Here is a 21199-nt window from a genome sequence, read left to right as displayed (position 1 = left end):
CGCGCAGAGTGTGCGCTCACCCCGGGTTCGTGCGACCACCCACCAGCTCGGCGAGACGGGCGCGAGCGGGACGCACGTTCTCGCCGAATCGCTGCAACGCCTGCTGCACCGTCGGGTCCCCGAACCGATCGCGAAGGCCGCTCATCGGATTCAGCCGCGACCGTTCGAGCCATTCCGCGATGTCCGGTTCCTTCGACAACGCGCGATCGGCCCGCATCTGGATCAGCGTCGCCCGCGCCCAGTCGAGGGCGACGTGCGGGTACGGGTTCGGCGGACACAGTCGATTCTTCTCCGCGTCGTCGTCCCGGTGGGCCTCGACGAACCCGACGAGCGCCGCGTTGAACGGGACGAGGCCGGTCCGGACGGGCTGCAGGGTGATGCGGTCAGCGCCGAAGATCGGCCGGGCGGGCGGACGCGGCAGACCGTCGGCCGCACAGTGAACGTGCAGGTGGTCGGGACTGGTGGGAATCGCGCCCTCGTCGAGGACGATCCGGTCGCGCTCGATCCGGCGAACGTGCCCGAACCGGACGACGTTCTCGATGCGACGCAACAGACCGAGCTCCCAGTCGCCGATGGTGGCGGACTTGTACATCGTGGGCCGCACGCCCTCGTCGACACGCCTGAGCTGCTCGGCCGCATCGAGGCGGTCGAACAGCTCGTCGACGGACAACGCGTGGGCGGCGGCCTCCATCTGCAGCGCAAACCCGTGGAACATCCTTCCGACGAGTTCGCCCGGCTGGGCGTAGCTGCGCCCGAGCAGCCACGCTTCCCTGGGCTTGATCCATTGGATCTCTCCCGGATCGACACCCCTTTCGAGTAACCAGACACAGGCATCCATGGCCGTCTTGCCCGCACCGACGATCACGAATCGCTCGGGCTTCGCGGTGATGTGTGCCAGCTGGTTCACGGGGATCGCGACGGCGCCCTCTCCGATCTCGAATGGCGGAGGCGTGTCGACGGGAATCGAGGGCGAGAGGTACCGGGCGTCGACGACGTTCGTGCGGACCGTGACGTCGAACGTCGCGCCGGAGACGCGGGACACGATGCGCCGGTCGCCCAGGTAGTCGCATTGCGGAAAGTACCGGACCCGACCCGTGGGGATCAGGCTCCCGTACATCACGCGCTCGTAGTATGCGCGGATCTCGGCGCCGGTCGCGCGCTCGTACATTCCGGCCTCGGGGCCGCTCGTCTCGACAGCCTCCCTGCCGAGCGGCATCGAGTTGACGCCGTAGTAGCGCGACGGCTGATGCAGGCGGACGAAGGAGTACGCATCGTTCCAGTGACCGCCGGGCGCACTTCGCCTGTCGACGATGACGACCCGGGCGCCGGTCTCGGTGACGAGCGTGTCTGTGAACGCCATGCCGGTCGCGCCTGCGCCGATGACGAGATAGTCAGCTTCGAGTGTGCGGACGGACATGGGCCTTCCCTTGCCGCTCCCCCGACCTGCCAAGAAGGGGGCCGCGTCAAACATTACGCCGACAGATCTCCAATTCCGGCGTCGTTCCACCCTCCCGGGCGCTACTGTTCGTTCGAACGAACAAGTGACAGGGAGACGGAGCGGACCGTGACCACGCGCATCGAAGACACCCGCCAACTGGGCCTCGAGGACACCGCGAAGGCCCTAGCCGACGGCACCGCGACCTCGGTCGAACTGGTCCGGCGCAGTCTCGCCGCGATCGAGGCCAGCCAGCCGACACTCAACGCCTTCAAGGTCGTCCGCCGCACGGCCGCCCTCGCCGAGGCCGCCGACGCGGACCGTCGCCTCGCCGCCGGCGAACGCCTGCCCCTGCTCGGTGTCCCCATCGCGGTCAAGGACGACGTCGACGTCACCGGCGAGCCGACCGCATTCGGCTGTCCCGGGGAGTTCCCCGCCAAGTCCGCCGACTCCGAGGTGGTGCGCCGACTGCGCGCTGCGGGCGCAGTGATCGTCGGCAAAACCAACAGCCCGGAGCTGGGCCAGTGGCCGCTGACCGGCGGCGAGTTCGGGCACACCCGCAATCCGTGGGCCCACGACCGGACTCCCGGCGGCTCGTCCGGCGGCAGCGCGGCGGCGGTCGCGGCCGGCCTGGTGCCGGCCGCACTCGGTTCCGACGGCGCCGGGTCGGTGCGCATCCCCGCGTCCTGGACCAACCTCGTCGGCATCAAGCCGCAGCGCGGACGCATCTCCACCTGGCCGGACGCCGAGGCGTTCTACGGCATCACCGTCAACGGCCCGCTCGCCCGCACCGTCGCCGACGCGGCGCTGCTGCTGGACCTGGTCTCCGGCAACCACGAGGGCGACCTGCACCAGCCTCCGCCGGTGACGGTGCGCGACACCGTGGACCGCGAACCCGGACGGCTGCGTATCGCCCTGTCACTGAAGATCCCCTACACCGCGACGCCACGGACGCTGCACCCGGAGATCAGGGACGCGATCGGTGCCACCGCCCACACGCTGCGCAGACTCGGCCACGAGGTGGTCGTCGCCGATCCCGCCTACGGCATCCTGTTCGGCCTGAACTTCCTGCCGCGCTCGATGGCCGGCCTCGAGCAGTGGCGCGGACGCGTCCCCGACCCCGACCTGCTCGATCCGCGCACCCTCGCCAATGCGCGCACCGGCCGCCTGCTCGGCGGCCTGCCCCTGCGTGCGGCGCGCGCCGCCGAACCGCGCATGCGCCGGCGAATCGGGGCCATCTTCGACGACTTCGACGTGATCCTCGCGCCCACCACCGCCACCCCGCCGCCACTGGTCGACGCCATCGACGGGATCGGCAACGTCGAGACGGACAAGGTGGTCACCGCAGCCTGCCCGTACGCCTGGCCGTGGAACGTCCTCGGCTGGCCCAGCGTCAACGTGCCCGCCGGCTTCACCTCCGACGGACTGCCCCGCGGCGTGCAGCTGATGGGTCACGACAACACCGAGCCGATGCTGGTCTCCCTCGCCGCCCAGCTCGAACGCGAACTACGGTGGGACCGTGAATGTCCCGAGCAGTGGTGGTGAAGTGGCCGAGCAGGCGCGGGAGGGGAGCCCGCGGAGCGACCCTAAGGCGCGGGAGCGGAGCCCGCGGAGCGACCCGGGGGCACCGGTGCGCGAGCGGATCCTGAACGCGGTGCTGCATGTCATCGGCACCGACGGCATCGCCGCCGTAACCAACCGGCGGATCGCGGCGCAGGCGCAGGTCTCGCTGGGGTCGATCACCTACCACTTCGCCAGCCAGACCGACATGCTGCGCGACGCGATGCTCGGCTTCGTCACCGAGGAGACGGCCCGACTGACCGAGCTCGCCGAGAAGTACCGGGACAAGGGGCTGTCCGTGCAGGACGCGGCGTCGCTGACCGAGCAGGTCGTCCGGGACCTCGGGTGGGCCGCCGAGCGGGTCGCGCCGTTCGAGCTGTACATCCAGGCCGGCCGCGACCCGGCGCTGCGGGCGGCCGCCGACGAGTGCTTCGCCGCCTACGACACGCTGACCGTGACCATCCTCGAGGGACTCGGTGTGCCGAACGCCACGACGATCGCCCCGACGCTGGTCGCAACCATCGCCGGCCTGCAGTTACGTCGGCTCGCGACCGGCGCGGACAGCCAGGACATCTCCGCGGCGATTCTGATGCTGCTGCCCAGGTAGTAAAATCGGCCGATTGCTCGCGGACAACAGATTGCGTAAAGGTGCCATGGACAGCGTCGCCCAGAAGACCACCATCGTCGTTCCGACATTCAACGAACGCGAGAACCTGACGAAGATCGTCGGCCTGCTCGCCACGCTGGAGATTCCGGGACTGCACGTCCTCGTGGTGGACGACAACTCCCCCGACGGCACCGGCGATGTCGCCGACGCCCTCGCGGCCGACGGCCCGCTCCCGGTGAGCGTGCTGCACCGGACCGAGAAGAACGGACTCGGCCGCGCCTACGTCGCCGGGATGACCCGCGCACTGGACGAGGGTGCGGACGTGGTGATCCAGATGGACGCCGATCTCTCGCATCCGTACCAGGTGGTCCCGGACATGCTCGCGGCGCTGGCCACCACCGACGCTGCGGTCGTGCTCGGCTCCCGCTACGTCGACGGCGGCGCGGTCGCCGAGGACTGGCCGTGGCACCGCAAGGCCCTCTCGGCGTGGGCGAACTTCTACGTCAACGCGATCCTGCGTCTGGGCGTCAAGGACGCGACGGCCGGCTTCAAGGCCTGGCGTGCGTCGACCCTGCGGACCATCGACGTGACGTCGGTTCAGTCCAACGGCTACTCGTTCCAGGTCGAGATGAACTACCGGACCGTCCAGCACGGCCTCACCATCGCCGAGGTCCCGATCCGCTTCGAGGAGCGCACCGACGGGGTGTCGAAGATGAGCCTGGGCGTGCAGCTCGAGTCGGCGCTGGTGCCGTGGAAGCTTCGGTTCGGCCGCAAGCGCTAGCAGCCGAGCTGTCAGAAGCCCAGGCGGCCCAGCTGCTTCGGGTCGCGTTGCCAGTCCTTGGCGACCTTCACGTGCAGCTCCAGGAACACCTTGGTGCCGAGCAACTTCTCGATCTGGGTGCGTGCCTTGGTCCCGACCTCCCGCAGTCGGGCACCGCCCTTGCCGATGACGATGCCCTTCTGGCTGGGCCGCTCCACGTAGAGCAGCGCGTGCACGTCGAGCAGCTCACCCTGCTTCTCGGTACGGCCCTCGCGCTCGATGACCTCCTCGATGACGACTGCCAGCGAGTGCGGCAGCTCGTCGCCGAGGCCTTCGAGCGCCGCCTCGCGGATCAGCTCCGCCATCAGGGTTTCCTCGGGCTCGTCGGTGAGCTCGCCGTCCGGGTAGAACGCGGGCCCCTCCGGCATCGCCTTGGCCAGCACGTCGACCAGCAGCTCGACCTGCTCCCCCGATGCCGCCGAGACCGGGATCACCTCGGTCTCGGGCCCGAGCACCTTCGACAGCGCCAGCAGCTGCTCGGCGACCTTCTCCTTGCTGACCTTGTCGATCTTGGTGACGATGCCGATCAGTGTGGTCTTGGGAGCCATCTGCCGGACCTGGTCGAGGATCCAGCGGTCGCCCGGACCGATCTTCTCGTCGGCGGGGATGCACAGGCCGATCACGTCGACCTCCGAATAGGTGTCGCGCACAAGGTCGTTGAGGCGCTGACCGAGCAGGGTCCGAGGCCGGTGCAGTCCCGGGGTGTCCACCAGGATCAGCTGCGCGTGGTCGCGGTGGACGATGCCACGAATGGTGTGCCGGGTGGTCTGCGGCCGCGAGGACGTGATCGCGATCTTCGTGCCGACCAGCGCGTTCGTCAGGGTCGACTTGCCGGTGTTCGGCCGGCCGACGAAACAGACGAAGCCGGAACGGAATTGGGTGTCAGTGCTCACGTTCGGCTCCTGAGTCGGTGGTTGTCGAAGTGTCGGCGGGGTGCGGCTCGGGTGTGAGTTGCGGTGCCCGCCAGGCTAGAACTGTACTGATCCGGACCCGGCCGCGGACGTCGCTGCCGCCCTCGGCGCGCAGCACCAGACCCGCGACGGAGACCTCCGAGCCGGGCAGCGGGACTCGGCCGAGCTCGTATCCCAGTAGCCCGCCGACGGTCTCGACCTCGTCGCTGTCGATCTCGAGGTCGAACAACTCGCCCAGATCCTCGATCGGCAGCCGGGCCGAGACCCGGTACCGGCCGTCTTCGAGGTCCTCGACCGGCGGCGTCTCGTCGGTGTCGTACTCGTCGGCGATCTCCCCGACGATCTCCTCGATGACGTCCTCGATGGTCACCAGTCCGGCGATGCCGCCGTACTCGTCGACCAGCAGCGCCATGTGGTTCCGGTCGCGCTGCATCTCCGCGAGCAGGCTGTCGAGCGGTTTGGAGTCCGGCACGAACACCGCCGGCCGCATCACCTCGCCGACGGTGACGCCGCGGCCGCCGTCGACGTCGTGGTAGGTCTTCTGCACCAGGTCCTTGAGGTAGACGACGCCGAGCACGTCGTCGACGTTCTCCCCGATCACCGGAATCCGGGAGTGACCGCTGCGGACCGCGAGCGAGGTCGCTTGTCCCGCAGACTTTCCCGCCTCGATCCACACCATCTCGGTGCGCGGCACCATCACCTCGCGAGCGGGAGTGTCACCGAGCTCGAACACCGACTGGATCATCCGGCGTTCCTCGTCGGCCACGACCCCGCGCTCCTGCGCCAGGTCGACCAGCTCGCGCAGCTCGATCTCCGAGGCGAACGGGCCGTTGCGGAAACCCTTGCCGGGGGTCAGCGAGTTGCCGACCAGGATCAGCAGCCGGCTCACCGGGGACAGCAGCACGCCGATCGCCTGCAGCGGCAGGGCAGCGACCAGCGCGATCGAGTACGCGTGCTGGCGACCGACCGTGCGTGGGCCGACGCCGATGGCGACGTAGTTGATCAGCACCATGACCACGGCGGTGATCACCAGCGCCCAGCCGCGGGCCAGGAGGTCCAGCAGCGCTGCCGCCAGCAATACCGTGGCGCAGATCTCCGCCGCGATTCGCAGCAGCACCATCAGGTTCACGTAGCGCGGGCGGTCGGAGACGACGGCCAGCAGTCGCGCCGAGCCGGGCCGGGCATCCTTCGCCATGTCCTCGACCCGGGCCGGGGACACGGTGTTCAGGGCGGAGTCGACGGCGGCGAACAGGCCGCCGAGTGCAACGAGGACGGCGGCGAGCAGGATCAGGACTATGTCACCGGTCACTGCTCGGGGCCGTCGACGAACCCGGTCTTGCCCAACAGCCGCCGGTCGCGGGCGGCGAGTTCGGCCTCCCGCTCGGCCCGGGCCAGGTCCTCGTACCACTCGGCGAGGAGGCTGTTCTGCAGCGCGAACATCTCCTTCTCCTCGTCCGGTTCGGCGTGGTCGTAGCCCAGCAGGTGCAGCACACCGTGCACGGTGAGCAGCGCCAGTTCGTGCGCCGTGGAGTGGCCGGCCTTCGCGGCCTGGTCGGCGGCGAACGCCGGGCACAGCACGATGTCGCCGAGCATGGCCGGTCCGGGTTCCGGCGCGTCCGGGCGTCCGCCGGGCTCGAGTTCGTCCATCGGGAACGACATCACGTCGGTCGGGCCGGGCAGGTCCATCCAGCGCATGTGCAGGTCCGCCATGGTGTCGAGGTCGACGAGCACCATCGACAACTCGGCGGCCGGATGCACGTCCATCCGGGAGATCGCGAACCGGGCGACGCTGATCAGCTCCGCCTCGGAGACGTCCATCCCGGACTCGTTGGATACCTCAATGCTCATGAATGCAGTTTCTCCTGTATTGCCGGTACCGCGCCGCGGTGGGGTGGTCAGTGCCGGGCCGCGCGAGCCGACGACGACCGACGCTGCGCCCGATTGCCCAGCTTGACCTCGCCGAGGCGGTCGGCATCGAAACGCTCGTAGGCGTCGACGATGTCGGAGACCAGCCGGTGCCGGACCACGTCGGCGCTGGTGAGCTCCGAGAAATGGATGTCGTCGATGTCGGTGAGGATCTCGGCGGCCGCGCGCAGCCCGGACCGGGCGCCGCCCGGCAGGTCCACCTGGGTGACGTCGCCGGTGACCACGATCTTCGAGCCGAAGCCGAGCCGGGTCAGGAACATCTTCATCTGCTCGGCGGTGGTGTTCTGCGCCTCGTCGAGGATGATGAACGCGTCGTTGAGGGTGCGGCCCCGCATGTATGCCAGCGGTGCGACCTCGATCACCCCGGCCGCCATCAGCTTCGGGATCGCCTCGGGATCCATCATGTCGTGCAGCGCGTCGTGCAACGGGCGCAGATAGGGGTCGATCTTCTCGTGCAGCGTGCCGGGCAGGAAGCCGAGCCGCTCGCCCGCCTCGACAGCCGGTCGGGTGAGGATGATCCGGCTGACGTTCTTCGACTGCAGCGCCTGCACCGCCTTGGCCATCGCCAGGTAGGTCTTGCCGGTGCCCGCGGGCCCGATGCCGAAGACGATGGTGTTCGCGTCGATCGCGTCCACGTACCGTTTCTGGTTCACCGTCTTGGGACGAATCGTCTTGCCGCGCCTGGACAGGATGTCGAGGCTGAGTACCTCGGCCGGCGACTCACCCGCGCCGTCGGTCAGCATGGCGACACTGCGCCGGACCGCGTCAGGGCTCAGTGACTGGCCGCGACCGACGATGGCGACGAGTTCACCGATCGCCCGCTCGGCGAGCGCCACGTCGGACGCCTGGCCGGTGAGGGTGACGGTGGTGCCGCGCACGTGGATGTCGGCGTCGAGAGCGCGTTCGAGGGCCTTGAGGTTCTCGTCGGTCGAACCGAGCAGGGGCAGAACCGCGTCGGGCGAGATCTCCATACTCGACCGCACCGAGCGTCGCGCCGGGCGCTCCTGCCTGTCTGCCGTCACTGCGGTCCCACCCATATCGCTGTCTGCACTCACGTGGTTGCTATGGCCTACTTCCCTGATTCGACGATGATGTACGCAGTCTATCGCGCACCCGTGCGGCCGCCCACCGAGTTCTCCCCGGTCAGGACCCGTGCGGCGAGGCGGGTGCTGCGGCGCCGCACATGGTGTCGAAAGCTGCGTCGAGGACGTCGCCGAACGGGACGGTGGCATTCGCTTCGGTCCAGCTGGTGAGCGCCACGTCGAGGCATGCGAACGCGCTGGCGACAAGCGCCCGGGCGGGAAGATCACCGAGCCTGCTGTCCGGCTCTGTGTGCTCGGCGATGACGGGGACGAGGAGCGCCGACCACGCGAGGTGTTTCTCGAGATTCCGTGCCCGGAGCGATGCCGCGCTGTTGATGACGCGCATGACCCTGAGCCACCGGGTCGGATCGGCGTCGGCCTGTTCGGCACCCTCGCGCATGCCCAGGTGCAACGCCCGCCAGGGTGTCTCTTCGGGCAGCCGTTCGGCCACGTTGTCGCGGAGCTGAGCGCCGGCAATGACGAGGTCCCCGATCACGGCGTCTTCCTTGCTGGGGAAATAGCGGAAAAAGCTGCGTCCGGAGATGCCGACGGCGGCGGCGATGTCGTCGACCGTGGTCTCGTCGAAGCCGTTCTCGTCGAACAGGACCAGCGCCGCATCGGCGATGCGAGCGCGCACGGCCTCCCGGGTCAGCGCTCGGAGCCCACCTGGTGAAGACGACGCCATCATCGCCACAGCATACCGCGAATAACAACATGAAACGACTAACTTGACAGTGACTGACAAAAGCGTCGTATGCTGATATCCACGTTCGAGAAGGGACACATCATGGACAAGCGCATCCTCGGCAGCGAGGGATTGTCGACCTCCGCCATCGGCTACGGCTCGATGGGAATCTCCATCGCCTACGGCGCCGCCGACCCGGCGGGCGGAACGTCCGCGATCCGACGCGCCCACGAGCTCGGCGTCACGATGTTCGACACCGCAGAGATGTACGGGTGGGGCGAGAACGAGAGGATCGTCGGTGACGCCGTCGCCGGCTTCCGCGACGACATCGTGCTCGCGACCAAGTTCGGCTTCACCGCACGCGACTTCGGTGTCGACAGTCGCCCGGACCACATCCGCGAAGTCGTCGACAACAGCCTCCGTTACCTCAAGACCGACTACATCGACGTGCTCTACCAGCACCGTGTCGACCCGAACGTTCCCATCGAGGACGTCGCGGGCACCGTCAAGGAACTCGTCGACGCGGGCAAGGTGAAGTACTTCGGCATGAGCGAAGCCGGCGACAAGACCATCCGCGCCGCCCATGCAGTACAGCCCGTTTCGGTGCTGCAGACCGAGTACTCCCTGTTCGAGCGGGACGTCGAGCAACTGTTCCCCACACTCCGCGAACTCGGAATCGGCTTCGTCGCCTACTCGCCCCTCGGCCGCGGATTCCTGACCGGGACCGCGAAGCCCGCCGACCGGTATCCGGCCGATGACATGCGCTCCAACGACGCCCGCTGGCAGCCGGGCAATTTCGAGAAGAACCTCGAGGCCACGCGCCGGCTCACCGAATTGGCTGCGTCGAAGGACGCCACCGTGTCCCAGCTGGCCCTGGCATGGATCCTGGCCCAGGGTGACGACATCGTCGCGATCCCCGGCACGCGCAGCGCCGAGCGGGTCGAGGAGAACGTCGGCGCCGCCGATCTGAACCTCAGCTCCGCCGACCTCACCCGGATCACCGAGATCCTGCCCACGGGCGGATTCGGAGCCCGGTACCACGAGAGCATGCTCCCCACCTGGGAATAGGGCATCAACACGGGTGGTCGCCGGCAAGGCCGGCGACCACCCGCCCGAGGTGTCGGTAGGTCACGCCGGGTAATTCTCGGCGCTACGCAGCCATACCCACGCCTCGTCGACCACCTCGGCGGCGCGGTCGGGCGCGACGCCGAGCAGGACCAGCGAGGCCACCGCGAACGACTCCCCCGAATCGGTGATCGTGCCGGTGTTCGCCGCCTCGAGCAACGTCATGGTGACCGCCTCGGTCATCGTGACCAGTACGTGAGCGGGCAGGTAGGACGAGAACGTTCCGTCGGCCTGACCGCGCTCGACGATCGCCACGCTCGGCGTGCGTGCTGGTTCGAGCAGGTCGTGGATGCGTTCCTCACCGAGTTCCTTGCGCGCGAATGTCAGCAGCATCCGGAACCGGTCGCCGATCGGCCACGTCTGGAGCGCGAGCACCGCCGCGGCGAGGTCCGGGCGCTCGGGTTGCGGTCGCCGGGCGCCGAGAATCGCGACCAGCGCCACGGAAGCCTCGTCGGCGATGCCCTCGACCAGGGCGTCTCGATTCGGGAAGTGCGCGTAGACGGTTCGGCGCACCACACCCGCCGCCCGAGCGACGTCGTCCATGCTCGCGTCCGGGTTCGCAGCGAAAGCGCCGATCGCGGCCTCGATGATGCGCTCGCGGTTGGCGCGCGCCTGGCTTCGCCGGGGCCTCACCGTTTCGGTCACCCCTGCAGTGTTCCACGCCGGAGTGTGATCTACGCCAAAGAAACTTGCACAGCGGTGTGCAAGCAAATAACTTGCACATCACTGTGCAATGACGCGCGGTCCGGTCCTCGAACGGAGCACCCCATGACCATCCTGGCTACCCAGCCGGTCACCGATCAGCAGCGGCCGTACCGATGGCGGTGGGCGGCGCTCGCGGTGCTGTGCCTGAGCCTGCTGATCGTGGTCATGGCCAACACCGCGCTGATCGTCGCGGCGCCGGACATGACGCGTGACCTCAACCTCACCAGTGCGCAATTGCAGTGGGTGATCGACGGGTACACGGTCCCCTACGCCGCGCTGATGCTGCTGTGCGGTGTCATCGGCGACAAGTACAGCCGGCGTGGCGCGCTGCTGACCGGACTGCTCGTGTTCGGCGGCGGCGCGGTGTTCGGCAGCCTCGCCGACACCACGCCCGCGGTGATCGTCGCCCGCGTCGTGATGGGTGTCGGCGCGGCGATCATCATGCCCGCGACGCTCTCGCTGCTCGTCGCGACGTTCCCGAAGTCCGAACGCACCCGCGCCATCGCGGCCTGGGCCGCGACCTCCGGACTGGCCATCGCACTCGGACCGCTGCTCGCCGGCTGGATCCTCGAAAGCCATTCCTGGAGTGCCACTTTCCTGATCAACGTGCCCATCGCCGCGATTGCCGCGGTGGCCGCACTGATCCTGGTCCCGCCGTCCCGGGCGGTCGGCCTCGGCCGCATCGACTGGATCGGCGGCCTGCTGTCGGTCGGCGCGATCGGCGCCGGCGTCTACGCGATCATCAACGGATTCCACTTCGGCTGGTCGGCCGGACCGACAGTGGCCGGCGCCGCCGCGGTGGTCGGGCTCGCCGCGTTCGTCGGCTGGGAACTGCGGCACCCACAACCGCTGCTCGACGTGCGCAAGCTCGGCGACCGGACCGTCGGCGGCGCGACGCTCGCGGTGCTGCTGGTGTTCCTCGCCGCGTTCGGCGCGATCTACTTCATCGCCCAGCAATTCCAGTTCGTGCTCGGATACGGCGCGCTCGAGACCGGGGTACGCCTACTCCCCCTCGCCGTCGCGGTGTCCGTCGGCGCTCTTGTCAGCGGGCGGCTCGCGCCGCGAATCGGGCTGCGCGGCACCGTCGTCGCGGGGATGGCACTCGCCGCAGCGGGCGTGCTGCTGCTCACGAGGGCGGACGGCGGATCGGGCTACCTCGACTTCGCGGTGCCGCTGATCCTGCTGGGGCTGGGCATCGGCATCGGCGAGCCGCCCGCGACCGACGCGATCATGGGGCGCTTCCCCGACAGCGACCTCGGCGCGGCCGGTGGGCTCAACGACACCGCGATCGAGCTCGGGGGTTCGCTGGGCATCGCGATCCTCGGGTCGATCCTGGCCTCCGCCTACAAGCAATCGGTCGCCCCCTACCTCGACGCTGCGCCACTGCCGAAGCTGAGCGGGGACCTGGCCGCCCAGGCCGACCTGGCGATGGAGGTCTCCCGCGAATCCGTCGGCGGCGCAACGATCGTCGCGCAGGAGCTGGCCGCCAACCCGCTGTCCGCCCGGTACGCCGAACCTCTGCACGACGCGGCGTCGGTCGCGTTCGCCGACGCCATCACCCAAGCCAGTCTGGTCGGCGGGCTCACACTGCTGGTCGGGGCGGCACTGGTCGCACTGATCCTGCCGGGCAGGTCCGGGAGCTGACAAAGTCAGTCGCTTGCGATCCACCCGATCGCGTCGGCCTCCCAGTTCGCGGCGAACACCCGAAGCTCGCCGGGGATGAGGAAGGCCGGCAGGTGGCCGGCCTCCCCCAGTCCGGTGCGGTCGGTGACCAGTGCCAGCCGTCCCCCGGCGTCACGCGAAACACCGATCATCCGCGCGTCCCGCCACATCGCTCCGAGCGAGTACCGGCCGAATCCCGCACCGCCGACAGTCCGGTCAAGGACGGCTCCCGGACCCCGGTGCCGGCCGGGTCGCCGCGAGAACGATCCCGACGATCCGTTCGATCTCATCGGGAGATACCTTGCGGCCCAGAGTCATCGGCGCCAGGAACAGGGGCGCTGCGAGCGCGTTGACCATCGCCTCCGGGGTGTGATCCGAGTTGACCTCACCACGCTCGATCGCCCGCTGCGCCATCTGCTGCCACGCCTCGAGAACGGGGCGGTACTGCTCGAGCACGAGCTTGTTGAATTCGGGGTAGCGGTGAGTCGCCATGAGCGCCGTCGATGCCACTTCGACAGGACCGGCGGCGAACTCGGCGATCTGCTCGGCGAAGGCGCGGACGTCCGACTCCCAGGCGCCGGTATCCGGCGTGGCGACTTGTCGCACGTGCATCGACACCGCCTCCACGAGCAGGTCGGTGTGCGTCGGCCACCATCGGTAGATCGTCTTGCGACTGACGCCGGCACGGGCCGCGACCTCGACGGTGGTGAAGTCGAGTCGGCCTTCCGCAAGGAAGGCCAGGCACGCCTCGCCAACGGCAATGCGCACCTTCTCACTCCGACCACCTGTGCGAATCCGCTCAGGTTTGTCACTCGCCTCTGGCCTGTCACCCAACGCTGTTCCCCTTTGCCAAACATTAACGACACAGACTGTTGACTTAGCGTCTCGAGCTGTGGATGATCTACATCACACACCGCCGAAGGCACCGCCTCCAGCCTGTCAGAGCCCAGCGGCGGCTGTGGAATCTCGATCGAGTCTTTCCGGCGGCACACCTGTCCCGAGCCGGCCATTGAGGAGCATTCATGCAGGATAGAAATCACTTCGACGTCGTCGTCGCCGGTGCGGGACCCATCGGCGCGGCCACCGCCCGACATCTGAGCGAGCGGGGCGCATCCGTGCTGGTCGTCGGACCAGACGAGCCGGCCGGCTTCGCCGACCACGACGGCGTGTGGGCCGGCTACTACGACCAGGGGCGTCTGGCACACGTCCTCGAGGTCCCGTTGATGACGTCGATGCTGGCGATGCGGTCGATCCGCCGATTCCCTGAGCTGCAGGAACGCACCGGTGAGCGGTTCGCCACGCCCCGCCATTCGCTGACGATCATGCCGGACGACTCCGAACGCAGCGGTGTGACCGCGTGGTTCAACCGAGCCCTGCTCGCCTCCAACGCCGCCGATCTCAACGTCGAAGTCGAGCACCTGGAGAACGACCAGTTGGAGCGCGAGTATCCCGAATTGCGTTTCGCGCCAGGTCATGTCGGCATCATTCAGCGCGATGATGCCTTCATCGTCAATCCGCGCGGGCTGGTGCGCGCCGAACTGGCCGCCGCCGTCGAGCAGGGCGTCGTGGTGGTCCGCGACATGGTCGACACGATCGACCGGTCCGGCCAGGGGGCGATCGTCACCGCTCGTTCTGGCGAATCGTGGCGCTGTGAACAAGTGGTGATCGCGACGGGGGCCGCGACCAACGTGAGCGGTCTGCTGCCGAGGCCTCTGGACATGCGTACCTACGGTGCAACGGTCGTCCTGGTCGAGGTGTCGGATCCGGCCGAGTTCGACATCCCGGCCATGATGTACCTGAAGGCTTCCGGCGGAGAGGTGGTCTTCGGCGGAATCGTCATGTCGCCCTTGCAGTATCCGGACGGTCGCTGGTACATCAAATGCTCCGGCAAGAGCCTGCTCGACAACCCCCTCGACTCTGCCGACGCGATCGCACGGTGGGTCCGCACCGGCGGCAGGCAGGAGGACATCGCCGAAACGCTCGATCTGCTCACCGAACTGCTGCCCGGAAAGACCTTGGGCCCAGCGCACACCCGGCCCTGCATGGTGTGCGAGACCCCGACGGGGCTGCCCTACATCGACAAGGTGGACGACCGGACGATCGTGGCGGTCGAGGGCGAGCGCGGCGCAATGTCTGCCGACGAGATCGGCAGGCTCACTGCAGGACTCGCGCTCGATGGAGTCTGGACCGACGGTATACCCCACGCAGCCTTCCAGGCCCGCTGGGCGGAAGCCGAGTCGTCGCCTCCGCTGGTCGCGGTCGCCGGTATCTGACCCACAATCAGTCCATCCAGTAGAAATGGCTCACCTGATGCAATGTTCGAGCGGCCCCGTCATCCCCGAAGAACTGACCCACGTCTATCAGCAGTGGCACATCGCCCCGGCCGTGCGCGCAGGCAACCTCGTCATCTGCTCCGGCGTACTCGGACAGCAACTCGACGGCACCATCGCTGACAATCCCACTACGCAATTCACTCTCGCATTCGAGAACCTCCAGCGGGTGCTGGCGGCCGCCGGCGCCGACTTGACGCACGTGGTCGAGTTGGTCACGTTCCACACCGACCTCGAGGGCGACCTCGAATCGTTCAGCGCGGTCAAGGAACGGTTCATCCGCGAGCCGTACCCGGCGTGGACCGCGCTGGGCGTCGCTCAACTCGGCGCCGGGCTGACCCCGACGCCGCGCGTCGAGATGAAGGCGACCGCCTATCTGACCGACACCGTCTGACCACGGCGTCTGCTCCACAACGACCTCTCCGTTTCCCTCCGCGCCCACCGCGCGTCCGGACCCGGAGGGAACCACCCGGCTCGCCCGAACGCGGGCCGCGGGTGGTTCCCTCCGCCGCCGGTGACTTCGCGATCGCCAATCTGAGCGACGCCCACATCTGTTCTGCTGCCACATCCCTTTGGCTCGCTGCGCTCGCACCGCCCCTCGGCCCGAGCGTGGCCGACTCGACCCCAATCCAGGTTCCTACACCTGAAAGGCCTCGCACATGGATCTCGCATCCCACGGTGGTGACACGCTCGTCCTGACATCGGAAAGCCCGCATCCCAGCTCGAGAGGCTGGACGCCACGACTGTTGCTCTCGTTCCTGTCCATGGTCCTCGTCCTGGAGATGCTCTCCTGCAGCTATCTGATGGTTTCTGTTGCACTGCCGCAACTTTCGGAGCACTTCCACACCACACAGGGCGTATGGATCATCACGTCCTTCCTGTTGGTCGGAGCGGTCTCCTCGCCCCTGATCGGTAAACTCGCCGACACGCATGGCAAGCGAAAGCTGCTGCTGTGGTGCGTTGCGCTCGCAGCCGTCGGCGCCCTCGTCTCGGCGCTGGCACCGACCTTCGGGATCGTCGTGGCCGGCTGGGCGCTGACCGGGTTCCTCAGCCCGTGCCTGTTCCTGGTCTACTCGCTGATCCGCGACGTCTACCCGCCGCGTACGGTGACGATGGCGGTGAGCATCTCGACCACCGGAATGGGCCTGATCGCCATCCCCGCGCCGTTCTTCACCGGTTGGATCATCGACCACTTCGGATTTCGCGGAGTCTTCTGGTTCTTCGTGATCGGCCTGTCCGTACTCACGGTGCTGATCCGCGCCACCACCGAGGAGTCTCCGGTCCGACTGCGATCGAGGATCGACCTCATCGGTGCGACACTCCTCGGCGCCGGCCTCGGTGGACTGCTGCTTGCGATCAGTTTCGGACCGGACTGGGGGTGGGCCGCGCCGTCGACGCTGGCCTTCCTGGCCGGCGGCCTGGCGTTCATGGTCGCCTGGTTCGCGTCCGCCCGGATGCTGCGCGACCCCGTCATCAACCTCTCGATCCTGGCGCAGCATCCTGTCGCAATGACGTCCCTGAGCTCGGGTCTCGCCTGGGCCGCCATGGCCGCCTTCGTCATGTTGTTGCCGCTCATGGTCATGACGCCCGGCGACATCGGCCTCGGATACGGGTTCGGAGCCGATGCGAGCGAGTTTGCGTGGTTCAACGCCCCCGAGGCCGCAATGACCCTGGTCGGCGGGTTCATCGTCGGTGGACTGGCCCCGCGGATCAGGCCCAAGCTGATGCTGGTCGCCGGACTCGCCGTCCTCGCCACCGCAAGCCTGTTGCTCGCCGTGTCGCACGACTCGAAGGCGATCGTCATCGTGCTCGCGGCTCTTGTCGGACTCGGCGGCGGCATGGCCTACGCTGCGACTCCGAACCTGCTCATCGAAGCCGTTCCGCCGCAGCAGCTTGCGACGGCAGGGGCCATCGCCTCCACCTCCGGCAACCTCCTGCCCGCCATTCTTCCGGTCCTCGTGTTCTCAATGTTGAACTCCCACATCGCATTCGAGGTGGAAGGCAGTGCACTTTACTCGAACACCGGGGTATCCATCGGCTTCGCGATGGTCGCGGGCGCGGCACTGATCGGCTTGCTAGCCGCACTCGCCATTCCCCGCACGATCCGACAGGCAGACGCGCCCGTCGCGACCGACTGACCAACCCGTGCGGCGCTCACCCAAACGCGGCTCGAGCCGAACACACGGCAAGTCTCGCTCACCGTCGACCGGCGGAGAGCAGTCAACCCTGCACCCATGAGGGCGCAGACACAAAGGAGGAAGAAATGGGTTCTTCGGAATCAGACCTGAAGCTGCTGGGCAACGTCGCCACGATCGGCGGTGCGGCCGCCGGCATCCTGGGCGGGATCGGCGCGGTCGCCGGCCTCGTAGCCTTCTTCGGCGCGGGCGGCGCGCAGAGCTGACCGAGGCGGGCGGGTAGCCCACCACAGGTGCCCTGTCGATCCCGAACGGGATCGACAGGGCACCTGTGGTGGGGGCAGGTTCAGCAACCGAGTGACCAGGGGTCCCGGTCGAGCAGCGCCCGCAGCGACAACTCCCAGCTGCGCGAGGTGCGGTCGAGGAAGTCGTTGTGGCCCTCGCCCGGCACCTCCCAGTACGCCGCTCGGTCGCCCGCCTCCCGCGCCGCCTCGACGTACACCCGGCTCGCCGCGGCCGGTACTTGCACGTCCTCGGCGCCGTGAATGCAGACCGTCGGGACCCCGGTCGGGACGCGGTGCAGCGGTGACGCGTCGAGGTACGTCTGCGGGTCGGTCGCGAAGTCCACCCCGAACAGCGCCTCGAGCACGGCGCCCCCGCGCCGGGTCGCTGCCCGCGACGCCAGGTCCAGCGCGCCCGCCTGGGACACCACCCGCGATGGCCGGACCGGCGAATCGCGTTGTCCGGCAACCCAGACCGCCAGTTGTGCGCCGGCGGAGTGGCCCAGCAGGCGAACGTCGGACACGTCCAGCGGAACCGGGGCGTGCGTAGGCAACAGGTCGCCGACGGCGGCCAGCGCGGCCTGCACGTCGGCGCTCGTCTCCGCCCAGCCGCCGCCCGCACCGACCCGCCGATACTCGACGTTCCACGCCGCCACGCCGGACCTCGCCAACTCCGTCGCGAACGCGGTGGACAGGTTCAGGTGGAAGTCGGCGCTCCAGTAGCCGCCGTGCAGGAGCATGACGACGGGCAGTGGGGCGGCGGAGACCTCGGTCGGCAGGTAGAAGTGACCGAACTGCTGCGGTTCGGGGCCGTAGTCGATGCGGATGCGTGGCATGGCTACTGCAGTGGCGCGGCGGACCAGCGGTCGGTGAGCACGCCGAGCGCGCCGAGCGCCACCGCCGCCGCGGTCGAGGTCCGCAGCACGGTCGGTCCGAGTCGCACGGCAGTGGCGCCCGCCGCGGTCAGCGCGGCGACCTCCTCGTCCGACAACCCGCCCTCGGGGCCGACGACGAGGACGACCTCCGGCGCCGGCCGCAGGTCCAGCGAGGCCAATGCCACGGTCGCCGACTCGTGCAGCACCAGGGCCACGCCGCCCGCGCCGACGACACCCCGCACCCGTTCCAGGACGGCGGCCGTGCGGTGCACCTCGGCGACCTCCGGAATATGTGCTCGCCGTGACTGTTTCGCCGCGGCCACCGCCACCGCCTGCCAGCGCGCGACGCCCTTGGCCGCCTTCGGGCCCTCCCATTTGGCGACGCAGCGCGCGGCCTGCCAGGGCACGATCGCGTCGATCCCGGCTTCCGTCGCCAGTTCGACGGCGAGTTCGGAACGCTCCGCCTTCGGCAGCGCCTGCACCAGGGTCACCGTCGGGCTCGCGGGGGGCAGGTCGTCACGTCCGGTGACCTCGAGGTCGAGGCGGTCCTTGCCGACCTCGACCACCTCGGCCCGCGCGATGCCGCCGCGGCCGTCCGAGAGCACCAACTGTTCGCCGACCCGGATCCGGCGCACCGTGGCGGCGTGCCTGCCCTCCTTGCCGTCGAGGACGGCGATCGCGCCGACCTCGGGCAACGGGTCGAGGTAGAAGACGGTCGCGGCCATCGCCCGGGCCGCCGTCAGCGTCCGCTGAAGGCTTCGCGCAACCGCGAGAACAGCCCACCGTTGTGCTGCGAGCCGGAGGTCACGACTTCGGCGTTGTCCTTCTCGCGCAGATCCTTGAACTCGCGCAGCGCCGCGGACTGCTTGCCGTCGAGACGGCTCGGCACCACGACCTCGAGGTGCGCGTGCACGTCGCCGCGCACCCCGGACCGCAGCTTCGGCATGCCGTAGCCGCGCAGCACCGCGACCGATCCCGGCTGGGTGCCCGCGTCGACGGTGATGTCCTGCGGACCGTCGATGACGGTGTCGATGGAGACGGTGGTGCCGAGTGCCGCGTCGACCATCGGCACCCGGACGGTGCAGTGCAGGTCCTCGCCGTCACGCACGAACACCTCGTGCGGCTGCTCGATGATCTCCACGTAGAGGTCGCCGGCCGGGCCGCCGCCGGGCCCGACCTCGCCCTGCGCGGCCAACCGGATCCGCATGCCGCTGCTGACGCCGACCGGCACCTTCACCGCGATGTCGCGGCGGGCGCGGACCCGGCCGTCGCCGCCGCACTTGTGGCAGGGGTCGGGGATGGTCACACCCGCACCGCGACAGGTGGGGCACGGCCGCGAGGTCATGACCTGGCCGAGGAACGAACGCTGCACGGACTGCACCTCGCCGGCGCCCCGGCAGGTCTCGCAGCTGACCGGCTTGGAGTCGCCGTTGGTGCCGGCGCCGGTGCAGCTGTCGCACAGGATCGCGGTGTCGACGGTGATGTGCTTGGTGACCCCGGTCGCGCACTCGGCGAGGGTCAGCTTGGTACGCAACAGCGAGTCGGCGCCCGGCTGAACCCGACCGCGCGGCCCGCGGGCGCCGCCGCCCGCGCTGCCGCCGAAGAACGCCTCGAACACGTCGCCGAGCCCGCCACCGAAGCCGGCCCCACCGAATCCGGCGCCGGCGCCCCCGCCCTGGGACAGCGGGTCGCCGCCGAGGTCCACGATGCGCCGCTTCTCCGGGTCGGACAGCACCTCGTAGGCGGTGGAGATGTCCTTGAACCGGGCCTGTGCGTCCTCGTCCGGGTTGACGTCTGGGTGGAGTTCCCTGGCGAGCTTGCGGTACGCCCGCTTGATCTCCTGGTCGGTCGCCTTCTGCCCGACGCCCAGCAGTCCGTAGTAGTCCCGTGCCACGTTGTGTCTCTCGTCCTCGTCGTCGATCAAATTCAGGTAATCAGTGAAAGTGGGACCGGCTCATCTCGCCGGTCCTCGTTCGCGCGGGAATCCGCGCACCGTTCAACGCTCGGCCAGTACCTCGCCGATGTACCTCGCAACGGCCGCGACCGAGGCGATTGTTCCCGGATAGTCCATTCGTGTGGGTCCGAGCACACCCATGCCGCCGAACACGTTGCCGCCCGCCCCGTAGCCCGTGGTGATCACCGAGGTACCGCGGATCTGCTCGACCTGCGTCTCCTCACCGATGCGCACGGTGACGGTCCCGGCGTCGCCGGTCGCGGCGAGCAGCTTGAGCACGATCACCTGCTCCTCCAGCGCCTCGAGCACCGAGCGCAGCGAGCCGGGGAAGTCGCCTGCGTTGCGGGTCAGGTTCGCGGTGCCGCCGAGGACGAGCCGCTCCTCGGGGTGCTCGACCAGCGTCTCGACCAGCACCGTCGCCGACCGCACCACCGCGTCGCGGATCTCCGGCGGGGCGTCAGCGGCCAGTTCGGAGACCGCGATCGACGCCGCGGCCAGCCGCTTGCCCTCGAGCGCGCCGCCGAGCAGGTCCCGCAGCCGGGACAGGTTCTCGTCGTCGATCACGTCCCCGAGTTCGACGATCCGCTGGTCGACGCGACCGGAGTCGGTGATCAGCACCAGCAGCAGCCGGGCGGGGTTGAGCGCGACCACCTCGAGGTGACGCACCGAGGACGCGGACAGTGTCGGGTACTGCACGACCGCGACCTGGCGGGTCAGCTGGGCGAGCAGTCGTGTCCCGCGACGCAGCACGTCGTCGAGGTCGACGCCGGACTCGAGGAACTCGAGGATCGCGCGGCGCTCGGCCGGCGAGAGCGGCTTGACCTCGGCGATCCGGTCCACGAACTGGCGGTAGCCCTTGTCTGTGGGCACCCGGCCGGAACTCGTGTGCGGCTGCGCGATGTAGCCCTCGGCCTCGAGTACGGCCATGTCGTTGCGGATCGTGGCACTGGACACGCCCAGGTTGTGCCGCTCGACGAGGGCCTTGGACCCGATCGGCTCCTGGGTGGCGACGTAGTCGGCGACAATGGCGCGCAACACCTGGAAGCGTCGTTCCTCAGTGCTCGACATGCCGGTCACCTCCCTCTCGCGTCACCCGTGGCAAAGAC

Annotated in this window: 22 protein-coding genes; 9 read left to right on the top strand and 13 right to left on the bottom strand. The window is 69.0% G+C overall.

Annotated features, from left to right (window positions below):
- Positions 1 to 16 precede the first annotated feature (16 nt).
- Positions 17 to 1417, bottom strand: a complete 1401-nt coding sequence (locus FK531_RS08250; RefSeq protein WP_142097515.1) for an NAD(P)-binding protein — start codon at positions 1415 to 1417, stop codon at positions 17 to 19.
- Between the two features lie 147 nt (positions 1418 to 1564).
- Between FK531_RS08250 and FK531_RS08245 the strand changes: the two genes are divergently transcribed.
- The 3 genes from FK531_RS08245 (at position 1565) to FK531_RS08235 (ending at position 4383) form a co-directional block, all read left to right on the top strand.
- Positions 1565 to 2980: an amidase gene (locus FK531_RS08245; protein WP_142097513.1), complete on the top strand. Its 1416-nt coding sequence runs from the start codon at positions 1565 to 1567 to the stop codon at positions 2978 to 2980.
- Between the two features lie 85 nt (positions 2981 to 3065).
- Positions 3066 to 3602, top strand: a complete 537-nt coding sequence (locus FK531_RS08240) for a TetR/AcrR family transcriptional regulator (protein WP_142097510.1) — start codon at positions 3066 to 3068, stop codon at positions 3600 to 3602.
- A gap of 46 nt (positions 3603 to 3648) precedes the next feature.
- On the top strand, positions 3649 to 4383 hold the full coding sequence (locus tag FK531_RS08235) for a polyprenol monophosphomannose synthase (protein WP_142097508.1): 735 nt from the start codon (positions 3649 to 3651) through the stop codon (positions 4381 to 4383).
- Between the two features lie 11 nt (positions 4384 to 4394).
- On the opposite strand, the gene era is transcribed toward FK531_RS08235, so the two are convergent.
- From era to FK531_RS08210, 5 genes are all read right to left on the bottom strand, one after another.
- On the bottom strand, positions 4395 to 5315 hold the full coding sequence (era, locus tag FK531_RS08230; protein ID WP_142097505.1) for a GTPase Era: 921 nt from the start codon (positions 5313 to 5315) through the stop codon (positions 4395 to 4397).
- A complete protein-coding gene (locus FK531_RS08225; RefSeq protein WP_142097502.1) occupies positions 5305 to 6642 on the bottom strand; it encodes a hemolysin family protein in 1338 nt (445 codons plus the stop codon). Before FK531_RS08225 ends, era begins: the two co-directional genes overlap by 11 nt.
- Positions 6639 to 7181 carry an rRNA maturation RNase YbeY gene (gene ybeY, locus FK531_RS08220; RefSeq protein WP_142097500.1) on the bottom strand — a complete coding sequence of 181 codons (543 nt, stop codon included), beginning with the start codon at positions 7179 to 7181 and terminating at the stop codon, positions 6639 to 6641. The genes FK531_RS08225 and ybeY overlap by 4 nt, the downstream gene beginning before the upstream one ends.
- 47 nt (positions 7182 to 7228) lie before the next feature.
- Complete coding sequence (locus tag FK531_RS08215) at positions 7229 to 8230, bottom strand: PhoH family protein (protein ID WP_246098051.1); 1002 nt, start codon at positions 8228 to 8230, stop codon at positions 7229 to 7231.
- Between the two features lie 172 nt (positions 8231 to 8402).
- Positions 8403 to 9125, bottom strand: a complete 723-nt coding sequence (locus tag FK531_RS08210) for a TetR family transcriptional regulator (RefSeq protein WP_142097497.1) — start codon at positions 9123 to 9125, stop codon at positions 8403 to 8405.
- Between the two features lie 3 nt (positions 9126 to 9128).
- On the opposite strand from FK531_RS08210, the gene FK531_RS08205 reads away from it, so the two are divergent.
- The gene (locus FK531_RS08205) at positions 9129 to 10094 is read left to right on the top strand and encodes an aldo/keto reductase (RefSeq protein WP_142097495.1); all 966 of its coding nucleotides are present in this window, start codon (positions 9129 to 9131) and stop codon (positions 10092 to 10094) included.
- 60 nt (positions 10095 to 10154) lie between these two features.
- On the opposite strand, the gene FK531_RS08200 is transcribed toward FK531_RS08205, so the two are convergent.
- The gene (locus FK531_RS08200; protein ID WP_142097492.1) at positions 10155 to 10796 is read right to left on the bottom strand and encodes a TetR/AcrR family transcriptional regulator; all 642 of its coding nucleotides are present in this window, start codon (positions 10794 to 10796) and stop codon (positions 10155 to 10157) included.
- A gap of 123 nt (positions 10797 to 10919) precedes the next feature.
- Here FK531_RS08200 and FK531_RS08195 point away from each other — a divergent pair, with 123 nt between their 5' ends.
- Positions 10920 to 12500: an MFS transporter gene (locus FK531_RS08195; RefSeq protein WP_142097490.1), complete on the top strand. Its 1581-nt coding sequence runs from the start codon at positions 10920 to 10922 to the stop codon at positions 12498 to 12500.
- Positions 12501 to 12505: 5 nt separating this feature from the next.
- Here FK531_RS08195 and FK531_RS22985 read toward each other — a convergent pair whose 3' ends face one another.
- Together FK531_RS22985 and FK531_RS08185 are read right to left on the bottom strand one after the other, a co-directional pair.
- Positions 12506 to 12808, bottom strand: coding sequence for a SpoIIAA family protein (locus FK531_RS22985; protein ID WP_354003509.1), 303 nt, complete (start codon positions 12806 to 12808; stop codon positions 12506 to 12508).
- Entirely contained in the window at positions 12735 to 13286 is a 552-nt protein-coding gene (locus FK531_RS08185) for a TetR-like C-terminal domain-containing protein (protein ID WP_246098002.1), read from the bottom strand. Before FK531_RS08185 ends, FK531_RS22985 begins: the two co-directional genes overlap by 74 nt.
- Positions 13287 to 13540: 254 nt before the next feature.
- On the opposite strand from FK531_RS08185, the gene FK531_RS08180 reads away from it, so the two are divergent.
- From FK531_RS08180 to FK531_RS22310, 4 genes are all read left to right on the top strand, one after another.
- Positions 13541 to 14791, top strand: a complete 1251-nt coding sequence (locus tag FK531_RS08180; RefSeq protein ID WP_142097485.1) for an NAD(P)/FAD-dependent oxidoreductase — start codon at positions 13541 to 13543, stop codon at positions 14789 to 14791.
- Positions 14792 to 14828: 37 nt separating this feature from the next.
- Positions 14829 to 15242, top strand: coding sequence for a RidA family protein (locus tag FK531_RS08175; RefSeq protein WP_181762865.1), 414 nt, complete (start codon positions 14829 to 14831; stop codon positions 15240 to 15242).
- Between the two features lie 265 nt (positions 15243 to 15507).
- Positions 15508 to 16986 (top strand): MFS transporter, encoded by a 1479-nt coding sequence (locus FK531_RS08170; RefSeq protein WP_142097479.1) that lies wholly within the window; start codon positions 15508 to 15510, stop codon positions 16984 to 16986.
- Positions 16987 to 17111: 125 nt separating this feature from the next.
- Positions 17112 to 17249: a hypothetical protein gene (locus FK531_RS22310; protein WP_181762864.1), complete on the top strand. Its 138-nt coding sequence runs from the start codon at positions 17112 to 17114 to the stop codon at positions 17247 to 17249.
- Between the two features lie 80 nt (positions 17250 to 17329).
- On the opposite strand, the gene FK531_RS08165 is transcribed toward FK531_RS22310, so the two are convergent.
- The 4 genes from FK531_RS08165 to hrcA all read right to left on the bottom strand — a co-directional run bounded on the left by FK531_RS08165 (position 17330) and on the right by hrcA (position 21161).
- Positions 17330 to 18100, bottom strand: coding sequence for an alpha/beta hydrolase family protein (locus FK531_RS08165; protein WP_142097476.1), 771 nt, complete (start codon positions 18098 to 18100; stop codon positions 17330 to 17332).
- 2 nt (positions 18101 to 18102) lie between these two features.
- Positions 18103 to 18864: a 16S rRNA (uracil(1498)-N(3))-methyltransferase gene (locus FK531_RS08160; protein WP_142097473.1), complete on the bottom strand. Its 762-nt coding sequence runs from the start codon at positions 18862 to 18864 to the stop codon at positions 18103 to 18105.
- A 14-nt stretch (positions 18865 to 18878) separates the two neighbouring features.
- Complete coding sequence (dnaJ, locus tag FK531_RS08155; protein ID WP_142097470.1) at positions 18879 to 20033, bottom strand: molecular chaperone DnaJ; 1155 nt, start codon at positions 20031 to 20033, stop codon at positions 18879 to 18881.
- Between the two features lie 102 nt (positions 20034 to 20135).
- Positions 20136 to 21161 (bottom strand): heat-inducible transcriptional repressor HrcA, encoded by a 1026-nt coding sequence (gene hrcA, locus FK531_RS08150; protein ID WP_142097468.1) that lies wholly within the window; start codon positions 21159 to 21161, stop codon positions 20136 to 20138.
- Positions 21162 to 21199: the final 38 nt, after the last annotated feature.

Origin of the sequence: Rhodococcus spelaei, from assembly GCF_006704125.1 — a bacterium.
In the GTDB taxonomy this organism is placed as follows: domain Bacteria; phylum Actinomycetota; class Actinomycetes; order Mycobacteriales; family Mycobacteriaceae; genus Rhodococcus_G; species Rhodococcus_G spelaei.
This window is presented reverse-complemented; position numbering and strand designations above follow the sequence as displayed.

Coding starts and splice junctions, on each gene's coding strand:
- FK531_RS08250 (WP_142097515.1), bottom strand. CDS start 1,417: ATGTCCGTCCGCACACTCGAAGCTGACTATCTCGTCATCGGCGCAGGC.
- FK531_RS08235 (WP_142097508.1), top strand. CDS start 3,649: ATGGACAGCGTCGCCCAGAAGACCACCATCGTCGTTCCGACATTCAAC.
- ybeY (WP_142097500.1), bottom strand. CDS start 7,181: ATGAGCATTGAGGTATCCAACGAGTCCGGGATGGACGTCTCCGAGGCG.
- FK531_RS08215 (WP_246098051.1), bottom strand. CDS start 8,230: ATGGAGATCTCGCCCGACGCGGTTCTGCCCCTGCTCGGTTCGACCGAC.
- FK531_RS08205 (WP_142097495.1), top strand. CDS start 9,129: ATGGACAAGCGCATCCTCGGCAGCGAGGGATTGTCGACCTCCGCCATC.
- FK531_RS08195 (WP_142097490.1), top strand. CDS start 10,920: ATGACCATCCTGGCTACCCAGCCGGTCACCGATCAGCAGCGGCCGTAC.
- FK531_RS22985 (WP_354003509.1), bottom strand. CDS start 12,808: ATGAGATCGAACGGATCGTCGGGATCGTTCTCGCGGCGACCCGGCCGG.
- FK531_RS08180 (WP_142097485.1), top strand. CDS start 13,541: ATGCAGGATAGAAATCACTTCGACGTCGTCGTCGCCGGTGCGGGACCC.
- FK531_RS08175 (WP_181762865.1), top strand. CDS start 14,829: ATGCAATGTTCGAGCGGCCCCGTCATCCCCGAAGAACTGACCCACGTC.
- FK531_RS08170 (WP_142097479.1), top strand. CDS start 15,508: ATGGATCTCGCATCCCACGGTGGTGACACGCTCGTCCTGACATCGGAA.
- FK531_RS22310 (WP_181762864.1), top strand. CDS start 17,112: ATGGGTTCTTCGGAATCAGACCTGAAGCTGCTGGGCAACGTCGCCACG.
- FK531_RS08165 (WP_142097476.1), bottom strand. CDS start 18,100: ATGCCACGCATCCGCATCGACTACGGCCCCGAACCGCAGCAGTTCGGT.
- FK531_RS08160 (WP_142097473.1), bottom strand. CDS start 18,864: ATGGCCGCGACCGTCTTCTACCTCGACCCGTTGCCCGAGGTCGGCGCG.
- hrcA (WP_142097468.1), bottom strand. CDS start 21,161: ATGTCGAGCACTGAGGAACGACGCTTCCAGGTGTTGCGCGCCATTGTC.